At 39.5% G+C, this 7,958-nt stretch carries 6 protein-coding genes; all 6 read right to left on the bottom strand.

All coding sequences use genetic code 11. From position 1 onward, the window contains the following. Positions 1 to 1,541, bottom strand: a 1,541-nt coding sequence (locus tag HRT96_RS21760; protein WP_293160770.1) for a condensation domain-containing protein, incomplete at its 3' end; no start/stop codon positions are given. A gap of 33 nt (positions 1,542 to 1,574) precedes the next feature. Continuing rightward, the gene (locus HRT96_RS21755; RefSeq protein ID WP_293160768.1) at positions 1,575 to 1,778 is read right to left on the bottom strand and encodes an MbtH family NRPS accessory protein; all 204 of its coding nucleotides are present in this window, start codon (positions 1,776 to 1,778) and stop codon (positions 1,575 to 1,577) included. A gap of 29 nt (positions 1,779 to 1,807) precedes the next feature. Continuing rightward, entirely contained in the window at positions 1,808 to 3,463 is a 1,656-nt protein-coding gene (locus HRT96_RS21750) for a multidrug ABC transporter permease/ATP-binding protein (RefSeq protein ID WP_293160766.1), read from the bottom strand. Positions 3,464 to 3,546: 83 nt separating this feature from the next. Then, positions 3,547 to 5,523 carry a Fe(3+)-hydroxamate ABC transporter permease FhuB gene (gene fhuB / locus HRT96_RS21745; RefSeq protein ID WP_293160764.1) on the bottom strand — a complete coding sequence of 659 codons (1,977 nt, stop codon included), beginning with the start codon at positions 5,521 to 5,523 and terminating at the stop codon, positions 3,547 to 3,549. A 1-nt stretch (position 5,524) separates the two neighbouring features. Further along, a complete protein-coding gene (locus tag HRT96_RS21740; RefSeq protein WP_293160762.1) occupies positions 5,525 to 6,415 on the bottom strand; it encodes an ABC transporter substrate-binding protein in 891 nt (296 codons plus the stop codon). Next, positions 6,415 to 7,194 (bottom strand): ATP-binding cassette domain-containing protein, encoded by a 780-nt coding sequence (locus HRT96_RS21735; RefSeq protein ID WP_293135516.1) that lies wholly within the window; start codon positions 7,192 to 7,194, stop codon positions 6,415 to 6,417. Before HRT96_RS21735 ends, HRT96_RS21740 begins: the two co-directional genes overlap by 1 nt. Positions 7,195 to 7,958 lie beyond the last annotated feature (764 nt).

The raw sequence follows: 7,958 nt of genomic DNA, 5'->3' as shown, positions 1-7,958 counted from the left end.
TCAAACGCAACACCGACAGGCATGTCAGCGCTAACACCTTGCTCAATCAAATAATGGCTAAGTTGGTTCGCTTGATGCTCCAATGCTTGATAACTTAAACGTTCATCGCCATGCACAAGTGCGATTGCATCCGGTCGTAATTCAGCTTGCTGTTGAATAAGCAAAGGTAATGGTTGATATTCCCAATAGTGAGGCTGAGTTGCAAAACTATTTAAGGTGTCTCGTTCCTCATCATCAAATAATTCAATCTCAGCAAGTGTGGTGGTTTCTGGCAGGCAGAGTAAGTCAATCATTTTAAAATAGTGATTAGAGAATTGTTTCATGACATTCGCTGAATATAATTCTGTTGCGTAGACAAAACGACAACTTAATTGCTCAGAAGATATCACATCTAATACGATTTCAAATGGCGTTTCACTGACTTCAAACTCTTCGAAACGAATAAATAATCCATCCGATGTTTGCGTTAACCCATCACCATGACTACGGAAATTAAAAGCAACCTGAGCATTAACTTGCTCCTCATTATTATCAATAAGTTCAAGTGGTAAATGCTGGTGTTTTTGAGCTTTGTCTAAATTATTCTTACATAAATCAATCCATTCTTCCGTCGTCATCAACGGAGAGAAAGTCGTATTTAATGCCATATTGTTGACATAGAACCCTAACGAACGTCTATTAGCTGAGTTACGATTGAAATTAGGGACACAAAGAGTAGGACTCCCCTCACTGCTCCAAGTATTCATTGTTAGCTGTAACCCAGCTAGTAGTAACGTAAATTTGCTACAACCTAGCTGTTTCGCTTTGCGAGAAACAGTGTCGTTAAGTTCATAAGAGAACTCAGGGCAGTAATGTGACGCAGTATATGTATCTTGCTGTAGATCATTCAAACGTGGCAATGTTAAACGTGCAGAATCATAGTTCACACTTTTATGAAAATCAGCGAATTCACTTTGAGCATCAGAACTTGCTAACCAATCTCGTTGCTCCTGAGCATAACTGAAATAATTCTGACTTTTTCTTACTTTAAGCTGCTTATCAGAGAGACCCGAGATAATCTGTTTGATCACTAATTGTAATGACCAAGCATCAACTAAAATATGATGCCCAGATATAAGCAAAGCATGCTTGTTCTCGGCCACTTTATATAAACACCATCGAATCAAAGGTCCTGACTCTAAATCAAAGCGTTCAAGCCATAATTCACGGGCAAGAAATTGAGCTTCCGACACCGCTTCTGAATGATGCTCTAAATTAATAAAAACTAATTTTTGATAAATGTAAGGAGCTGACCGTTGGCAAGGAATACCATCAACTTCAGTAAACTGAGCTCGTAATATCTCTTGCTGCTGCCGGATCGTTTCAATAGTAGATTCAAGTTTGATTACATCTAACTCACCATCAATCCATAATAAACCGCCGAGGTTATACGCTTTGCTCTGTGGGTTTAACTGTTGAAATAACCATAACCGTTGCTGTGAAAAGGAAAGTCCAGTCCAATCTGATGGTTCATTACTATTTACACAATCTACTACTGACATAATCTGTCCCTGATCTAACAATTAATTCTATAATTATTCTGCTAACGCATCGCGTAAGTCTTTCGGACGTAAGTCTGTCCACTCTTTATTGATATGTGCGAGACAAGTTTCTTTATTACCTTGTACACCCATATCTTCCCATCCTTCGGGTATATCACGGTAGTTAGGCCAAATGCTGTATTGTTCCTGCGCATTTTTAACAACAAAAAAAACAGTGTCCTGATGATCTATACTCATACGATTCCCTTATTTATCCCGATAGAGATCTAACTAATAACTTGCTCAACAATCTGCTGAGCTTGATCCAACTCTCGATCATCTAATTCAATTAATTGACCGTTATCCATTTTGATTACTCGGTCTGCAATATTGAAATAACGATCATCATGTGTAATCGCAATAATTGTCTTACCGCGCTGTTTTAATAACGGTAAGATAGTTTGATAGAAAAAATGTCTAAAACGAGGGTCTTGATCCGCAGCCCATTCATCGAGCAATAAACAATCTCGTTGCTCAAGTACAGCCATCAATAAAGCCAAGCGTTTTCGTTGCCCCTGAGAGTAACGAACATCACTAAGTTTGCCGTCCTCATAGCTGACTTTATGTTGCATTTCTAACATATTCATCCAATATTCAACTTGCTGGGATTCAACATTATTTCCTTCCCCATTAAGCAATTGGTGGAATAGATGAAAGTCAGTAAAAACCGCTGAAAATAATGTTCTATATTCATGCCATGACGCAATGCTGACAGGCTGACCATCAATAATCACCTCACCTTTCTGCGGCCTATATAATCCAGTCAGTAGACGTGCAAATGTAGATTTACCACTACCATTACCACCAATAATAAATATCAGTTGTCCTTGTTCAATCGTGAGATTTAATGGCCCTACAGAAAAAGCAGACTCATCCGTCTCGGATTGATAGGTATATTCAACGCCCTTAAATTGAAGCTGTTTAAAACCGCTATAGGTATTACGTGATTCAGTGGCGAGATTGTCAGTATTAAGCTCTAATCTAGTTAATTTGTTCATCGATACATTTGCCGCGATCAATGCAGGTAAAGCGGCTACAGCAGACATTAACGGCGAGCGCATGAACAAGATAACTAATGCAAAGGTTGAAGCAACTTCTAAGCTTGCCCAGTTCAAACCAACGGCGAGATAATAATTTAAACCGATTAATGCAAGTATCACAGTATTGGCAAGATTGCCCGCGAAGCCATTATGTATATCGGCTTTCGTGACTTGTTCGCAGTAAGCCTTAGCATGCACATCAAACTCTTCATGAAAGAAACGCTGTGCACGCTTCGGGTTAAGCGCTAGCTCTTTTCGCCCATCAATCATGGCTTGGTAATCCGCAAATAATTCATCATCATACTCACGAACTTGTTGTACATAATGACTGATCTTATACACCAACCAATAACCAATCAGCGCGGTCATGGATAACATAACTAAACTAACCAAGAATAATGATGTCGAAAGAAATCCTAAATAAATCATCGCAAAGATAGCAAGCACAGCACCATAAACTAACTCAGGCAAGTGTACGAATGCGATCGTAATATTTCGAATATCCGTATTTAAAGACGCTAAAATAGATGAACCACCAATTTTTTCGAGTTGTTCAATATCAGTATTTAATAATTGCTGAACCAATTCATAACGTTTTTTATAGACAAAACGATGCCCTAAAATATGCAATGATACTTGTGCGGCTGTTGAAATAAGTAATAAACAAATAAGTAACATACCGAATTGCACAAGTAGCATTACCAACTCACCGTCAGGGTTTAACATGTTATGTTGAATAAACACAATCACACCGACACTAAGTCCTGCACTACATAGACTCAACAGCATTACCGCAGACAATACCGAACCTTGTTTTGCCCCCAGCATCATGAGTAATTTCATAAAAAATCCTTGCCATAGCTAAATGATAATCACCTTTATTTCTATTCAAGGTGAGGCGTAATTAAAGTACTAAATCCACGTTTTTATAAACGTCGCAGTCCCCACATAAGGTATAAACCACCTATGATAGAAGCCATCAGACCTGCAGGTATCTCTTGTGGATAGAGTAATTGACGGCCAAGCCAGTCCGCTAACAACATTAAGATCATACCAAACATACCAGCACTCAGAATATGCGCGCGGGCATTGTTAAAACCAAACAAACGGGCAATATGTGGAGCCATTAAACCGACAAAACTTAATGGACCAACAACCAAGGTGGCAATCACAGTCAGCACTGCAACCAGCGCTAATAATATCAGTCGAGCACGATTAACATCGATACCTAAAGCTGCAGACTGCTCTGCACCAAGTGGTAAAACATCGAGCCATCGACTACAACTCAGCGCAGCAATAGTCAGTACGACAGCACAAACAACAATCATGACTAACGAATCCGCATCGACGTAATATGTTGATCCAGATAGCCAAGCAAGTACCTGATAACTGCGAGGGTCACCTCCAGCCAAAATAAAACTTTGAACGCCATCCATTAATGCTGTTATCGCCACACCTGTAAGTAATAAACGTTCAGGCTGAAAGCCACTACGACGGTTAAGTAAAACGAGTAATCCTAAGGTCAACATAGCACCAACGAGCCCGCCAAAATAAAGTCCCAGTTTAGTTGCGCCAAATCCAGAAAAAATAGCAATAATAAGGCCGAGAGCAGCACCAGAACTAATACCCATAATTTCAGGACTTGCCATCGGGTTACCACTTAAACGCTGGATGACAGTCCCAGCTACTGCAAGCATGAGTCCACCGGTAGCCGCACCAACCAGTCTTGGTATTCTCCACTCTAATAAGTCCCAATTGTGCACACCCGTTAACCAAGTCCAGCCGTCAATTTGTTGTCCAAATAAACTAAAAACAAACAACAAAACCAATGATAAAAAAAGTAATCCCAACATATGCTTCGCTGACAAATAACTTACGCTGGTACCATTTTTTGATAATAACGTTTGTGTTTGCGATTGAGATTTGAATTGTAATCGAGGTAAAAGCCATAATAATAAGGGTGCGCCTAAGATAGCTGTTGCGGCACCAGTAGGGATCAACATAGGCAAGACCCCAGGTAATTGTTGCAATAGCAGATCAGTGAAACTTAATAATAATGCCCCGAGGATCGCAGACCATATAATACGATGAGCTAAGCTTCTCACCCCTAACAAACGCACGAATGCAGGCGCAGCAAGACCGATAAAACCGATAACACCAACAGTACTCACTACCCAAGCAGTTAATAAAACGGCGAGCGTTAATGTGATAATCCTTAATTTGGCTAATGACATCCCCAAACTGCGTGCACTTTCATCTGATAGCTCAAGTAAACTGAGAGGTCGCACAAAACAAAATACAATAATAGTGGCCGCGAATAATCTGGGAGCTAAAAAAATCGCATCATCCCAACTACTTTGAACAAGTGAACCGGCACCCCAGATCATTAACCCTTTCAGCTCTTCTTGATTCATCAATAACAATACAGTAGCGAAAGATCCACAATATAGATTAACAACTAAGCCAGAAACGATCACGATTGATGGCGATAATGCCCGACGCCAAGCCAGCGAAAATACCACAAGCATGGTAAATAGTCCGCCCAACGTAGCAACAGCGGACGGTGACCACAATAATAATTGCGGTGCAAATAATGTTGCGAGTAATAAAGCCAAATTCGCACCACTTGCCACTCCTAATGTTGCAGGAGAAGCTAAAGGATTACGTAAAACCTGCTGCATGAGAACACCAGCAACAGCTAAACCTGCACCAGCTAATAATGTCGTAACAAGACGTGGCCACCAACTAAAATGCAGCAGCACACTTTGCACAGAATTAGGATTGAAGTGCCACAGGCTTTCAATGCTCTCACGCCAAGGGCCAATATTCATTAACTGCCAAGCAGATAGGAATATAACAAAACCGAGTAAGCCAGTTGTTAACCTAATAGGCGTTACAGTCATCTTATTCTCCACTATTTTTAGCAACTAAATGAGAAGACAGTGCACGCACAAATAAGTCCGCAAAACGCGTAGCCGATGATAATGCACCAAAACTCCATACCGCTGGCATTCTTAACACGGGATAGTTTGATTCTTTACTCATAAATTGCCACAACTCATTATGCTCAAGGGCAGACTCAGTGCCAATTGGAAGAGGTTCAATCACCACTATTTGAGCGTCAATACCAACAAGTTCATTAATGCCAACCAAAGAAAAACCCCATTGATTAGTTGTTCCTTGCCAAGCACTCTCAATCCCTAATTCATTTACCGCTGTTTTATATAAACTATTTTCACCAAATACGCGTAGGTGATTCGCATCCATAAATTGCACCATCAGTACAGGGGGCAAATCACTCGGAACTTGCTGCTTTAATGCTAATATCTCATCACGCTTTTGAAGAATAAAACGTTCAGCCTCTTTTTCAACGCCAATATTCATCGCCAGCTCTCTCGTCATACTCTCCATTGCCTGCCAATTCACATTGCCTTTTTTGTATAAACCAATTTCAGTCACTTTTGCTATTTTTTGTAATTGCGGGGTCAATACGCTGAACATTGGAGAAATTAATATTTGAGTTGGAGCCAATTCTGCGAGCAGTTCTAAATTAGGTTGGGTGCGTAGCCCTAGATCTAATACACCATTTGGTATTTTAGGTTCTTTAACCCAAGCGTTATAATCTTGTTTCTGAGCAATGCCTAAAGGAGTGACACCTAAAGCAAGTAAGGTTTCGACGTGAGTCCAATCAATAGCAACAATGCGATTAACAGATACTTTTAAGCTTCGAGACTCTTCAGCTGCACAACAAGTAAAGCTAGTAACTAACACTAATATTAAAAAAATTGATTTCATTAATTACAAACCTTAGCGCAAGGCATTGCAACTGGATAACCTACAGAATGCTGCATAACAGCCATTGGAATACCATAGATTTGCTCTAATGTTTCAGCTTCTAATAACTCATCAACGGTGCCATGTTTAAGTAGCTTCCCTGAATGCAGGGCAACAATATGATCACAGAAACGAGCGGCCATATTGATATCATGTAGAACAATAATGACACCTAGATTCAGCTCTTGGCTCAGCTTACGAATCAAGGTCAATACTTCGATTTGATGTGCGATATCGAGTGCCGATAAAGGTTCATCCAGTAAAAGGTAACGGGTTTTTTGAGCCAATAACATAGCAAGCCAAACGCGTTGACGCTCACCACCAGATAACGTATCTACCAAGCGGTCTCGATAGATCAGCGTATCGGTCAATTCCATTGCGTTCTCAATGCAATCTTTATCTGTATCTGATAAACGGCCTAATAAACCATGCCAAGGGTAACGACCAAAACTAACAAGATCGTGACCACTAAGCGTATCGGTAGCAGGGAGGTGTTGTGGTAAATAAGCAATTTGACGAGCTAACTCTTTGTTAGACCATTTCACTAATGGTTTTTGATCTAATGTAACAAGACCATCTGTTGCACTTTGTTGGTTTGCGAGAAGTTTAAGTAACGTTGATTTTCCAGAGCCATTATGCCCAACCAAGGCATAAACTTTACCTTGTTCGAACTCCATTGTTAAATCGGATAAAAGGTTGCGTTCGCCAACGCTAAAACTCAACCGCTTTGCTTCAAGCATGAAAGTAACTTCCTGTAACGATAGATTTTTAATATATTTAAAAAACAAAAACTATAATCTTAATGAGAATGATTGTCAATATCACCTTTTTTAGTGGAATGTTTTTATATACAAGATTTCACTAGTTATTTATTTTATTGGAATTTAAATAACACATTCATAGCGGAGAACTAGCACTATCTAAAATCAATATTTTTATCTGTAATAACAGTGATTTATAGTTATTGTTAAAATTTATAGAGTCATTGAATATAAAACTTAGAGTAATTAAACTAATTACGGACGGTCTCAATTAAAAAAAAGCTGAAACCTTAAGATATTATTAACTAAAAAAATCGATCATTAAGGTGTTATATTTTGATGAAATACTATTTTTATAAAAAAATATCATCGAAAAATATAGGTGGTTTGTCTTTTTATAAAAAGTAGAACCAACTGAACTACCGCTCCGCACGATATGTTCGGTATTTTATCACTGAATTTCAGGCACAAAAAAAACCTCTATTGCTAATAAAAGTTTTCGATTCAGACTTTCGTTGTTGTTGGCGAAGAGAAAGAGCGGACGGCTATCTACAAACCACAACCCGCGCCCCCGGCGTGACAGACCTCCTCTTTTGGGTAAACAGTCTAACCAACTGAATACGACTCATAAGAATAAGCGCTCCGCACAATCTGCACGGTGCTTTATCACTGAATTTCAGGCACAAAAAAAGCCTGAATCTTTCGATTCAGGCTTTCGTTGTTTGTTGGCGGAGTGGACGGGA

The organism is Moritella sp. (genome assembly GCF_013215705.1).
In the GTDB taxonomy this organism is placed as follows: domain Bacteria; phylum Pseudomonadota; class Gammaproteobacteria; order Enterobacterales; family Moritellaceae; genus Moritella.
This window is presented reverse-complemented; position numbering and strand designations above follow the sequence as displayed.